3 protein-coding genes are annotated in these 3241 nt (G+C 39.7%); all 3 read left to right on the top strand.

All coding sequences use genetic code 11. The features are described 5' to 3' along the window. Nucleotides 1-157 precede the first annotated feature (157 nt). The gene (locus WB217_RS08645; RefSeq protein WP_423992559.1) at nt 158-1111 is read left to right on the top strand and encodes an NAD-dependent epimerase/dehydratase family protein; all 954 of its coding nucleotides are present in this window, start codon (nt 158-160) and stop codon (nt 1109-1111) included. Then, nucleotides 1095-2039, top strand: coding sequence for a lysylphosphatidylglycerol synthase transmembrane domain-containing protein (locus WB217_RS08640; protein WP_423992557.1), 945 nt, complete (start codon nt 1095-1097; stop codon nt 2037-2039). Before WB217_RS08645 ends, WB217_RS08640 begins: the two co-directional genes overlap by 17 nt. Then, a partial coding sequence (locus tag WB217_RS08635) for an alkaline phosphatase family protein (protein ID WP_423992555.1) occupies nt 2023-3241 on the top strand: 1219 nt, incomplete at its 3' end. The genes WB217_RS08640 and WB217_RS08635, both read left to right, overlap by 17 nt.

The following is a 3241-nucleotide window of genomic DNA, read 5'->3' as shown; positions in this document are numbered from 1 at the left end:
AGCTAGAAGCGACTTTAAACTCTGTCATTGAAGCAGCAAAATAAATAGATAACGGAAAAACCTTGTATGGATGACAAGGTTTTTCCCTTTTTTACTAACCATCAGCTTTTCTCTATAATATAAAAGGGTTAGACAATAGATATTGAGGTGTTAGCAGGTGAAAGTAATAGTAACAGGCGGGGCGGGATTCATCGGCTCACATTTAACAAGGAAGTTAATTCAAGAAGGGCATGAAGTGTTAATTATAGATGAACTGCATCCCTATTATTCAAGGCAGAGGAAAAGAGAGCAGTTAGCTTTCATTGAAGAAGCTGGTTCTTTTACGTTTAAAGAGTTGAGCCTTTTAAAAGATGCAGAAAAGGTCTTTGATGTTTTTGTTGCTTTTAATGCCGATTGTGTTGTCCATTTGGCTGCATTGCCAGGTGTAAGTTATTCCCTGGAAGCTCCAGAGGAATATGTGGATTATGATATAAAGGCGACGACAAACCTATTGAAGTTCTCGGGCGAATCAAATGTAAAGCATGTCATTTTCGCTTCATCGTCCTCCGTGTATGGAGAACAGGCTAATGAACCGTTAAAAGAAGAAATGGCTACAGGCAGAGTTGTTTCTCCCTATGCTGCTGCCAAGTATGGCGCTGAATCATTTTGCCATGCGTTTGCAAGCATGTATCAGTATGATATGACGATCCTAAGGTTTTTTACTGTTTATGGCCCATGGGGAAGACCAGATATGGCAATATCCAAGTTTATCAACCATCTGATGAAAGATGAGGAAATCACTGTCTTTGGAAGCGGCACATCCCGTGACTATACATACATAGATGATTGCGTAGAAGGAATATACTCCTCGATTAAATACGCAACAGGAACAAATATCATCAACATTGGTTCTTCACAGCCAGTGTCGTTAGAAGAGCTTGTCGAAGGTTTGGCCGTTCATTTCCCAAAAATGAAAGTTAATTACTCAGACTTTCGCAAGGGAGATGTAAATGCTACATGGGCTGACCTATCCCGGGCAAAAGAGCTTCTGAATTACGAGCCAAAGGTTTCTTTTCAGGAAGGACTCGCGAAAACAGTAAGCTGGGCTAAAAACAATGAAAAAATATTTTAAACTAGCTGGATTTGTTTTTGTGGTTGTCTTTGCCATCCTAACTTTCCGATATTTTCATATTGAGGATTTATGGAATGAAGGCAAGCGATTCTTTTCATCTTCGCTTTTTTGGTGGAACTGCGCAGCGTATGGACTAGCTTTCCTTTTCCGTGCATTGGCCTGGAAAATATATATTTATAAACCAGTGAAGTATTCCACCTGTGTTCAAGGAGTCTTGATCAGTTTATTCATCAATCATATTACTCCTGTAAAGGCCGGGGACATACTGCGAGCCGGATTACTTTCTTCAAAAGAAAAAGAATTATCTTTGGATGAAGCTGCCCATTCTGTGGTCGTAATGAGATTGATCGATATTGCGGTATTGCTCTTTTTCAGCGCGTCAGGATTATTTTTCCTAGGAAAAGAAATTAGAGCAGATTTTTCAGAATGGATTGCAGCAGGTGTATTTTGCTTAATTCTTCTTGCTGTGTTTACAATAAAAAAGTACATGCCAGCTTTTTTTCATAAACATTTGACTATGGCCAAACTTGCAGCCAAGCAAAAAAACAGTCTTTTTATCGTCCCGCTTGTAATAGGCAGCTGGATTCTGGAAAGTGTTGTAGTCTGGAATATTCTAAAGTCTATGGATCTGTCTTTTCCCTTTTTCCAAAGCATCTGGGTGAACTCACTGACAGTGGGCGGACAGGTATTCCAATTCACTCCTGGTGGCATCTCCACATACGAATCAGTGATGACAGCCGCTCTAGTCTTAACAGGGCTTGGTGGAAAGGATGCTTACACAGCAGCTCTATTAAGTCACAGCTTTAAATTTATTTTTTCTTATCTATCAGGTTTCATTTTAATTCTATCTTCTCCAGCTCACATGATTGGAGAGCTGAGAAGAAATGGTTTTTGGGGAAAGAAGGTACAAAATGAAAAGCGCATCTAAATTTGAAAAATTCGCTGCTCGTTGCTGGAATTTGCTTAATGAGGGAAAGCCGTTTACACCTATTTTCACCGTAGGCACCATGCTTTTATTTCATTTAGGCGATCTTGACAATACTCAGCGAACAATGGATTTCTTACTTGCATTCCTTACAGTCATTCCGTTATTCGTCATATATTTTATTTATGATTTCCCACTTTTTTTGAGAAACTATCTATGGATTCCATTCGTGATTTTTATCATCACTTGGCCAGTTCTAAATATCAGCCTGTTACTTTTCGCAGCAGGCCTTTACTTTTTCTTCACAGTCTTTTTCTGGGGCACCTTTTATTATCATTTAAGGATAGGGACATCCTGGCTGAATTTCACAAGATTTTGGAAGCTTGTCCTGAAAAATAGTGATTCCACTAGCGGGAATGCTCAGGAACAGCTTCCGAAGGTGTTCCTGCTCTTGTCAGTTTGGGAACTATCTTTAAAATCATTATCAGCCCATAAAGGAATTCCTCTTGTGGAATTAGGAATATTAGACGGTTTTATCTTAGTCTTTGCTTTTATCTTGCATAAGTATCTATTCGATTGGAAGCCAAAGGCTTACGAAACCTTTACCAAGGACGACGGACCTGAAATTCCGGAAAACGGCCTGTCGGACAAAGTAATTGTGATTGTAATCGATGGAATGAGGAAAGAGCGCTTTTATGAGGCAAACACTCCATTTTTAGACGGTTTAAAAGAAAACGGAACAGAATATTTAAATATGGAAACGGTATATCCTGCGCGTACGGTTGTTTGTTTTAGCTCCATGTTCACCGGTACGTATCCATTCGAACATGGAATTACTTCAAATATGGTATGGAGGCTGGGAATTAAGACTGAAAGCATTTTTGATTCCCTCCGCAAAGTTGGCAAAAAAGGAAGACTTCTTGGGATTGCCCATCTAGTAGATTCCATGGGAAGCGATGTAGAAACGGTAACTGCCGTTATGCATAAAGACAAAGCAGATCCCAATATGCTTGCAAGAGCAAGGAAGATCATGAAAGAGCAAGACCCTGACTTGTTTATTGTTCAAATGATTGGGACAGATCAGGTCGGTCATAGCCGTGGAGTACTTTACGACGATTATATTGAGAAAATTGAAGAGGCAGACGCACTCATTAAGGATTTTGTAGGGTGGCTGGATCAAGAGGGGAAAATGGAAAATACAACTC

The organism is Mesobacillus sp., assembly GCF_049588175.1.
Lineage (GTDB): Bacteria > Bacillota > Bacilli > Bacillales > Cytobacillaceae > Mesobacillus.
This window is presented reverse-complemented; position numbering and strand designations above follow the sequence as displayed.

Coding starts and splice junctions, on each gene's coding strand:
- WB217_RS08640 (WP_423992557.1), top strand. CDS start 1,095: ATGAAAAAATATTTTAAACTAGCTGGATTTGTTTTTGTGGTTGTCTTT.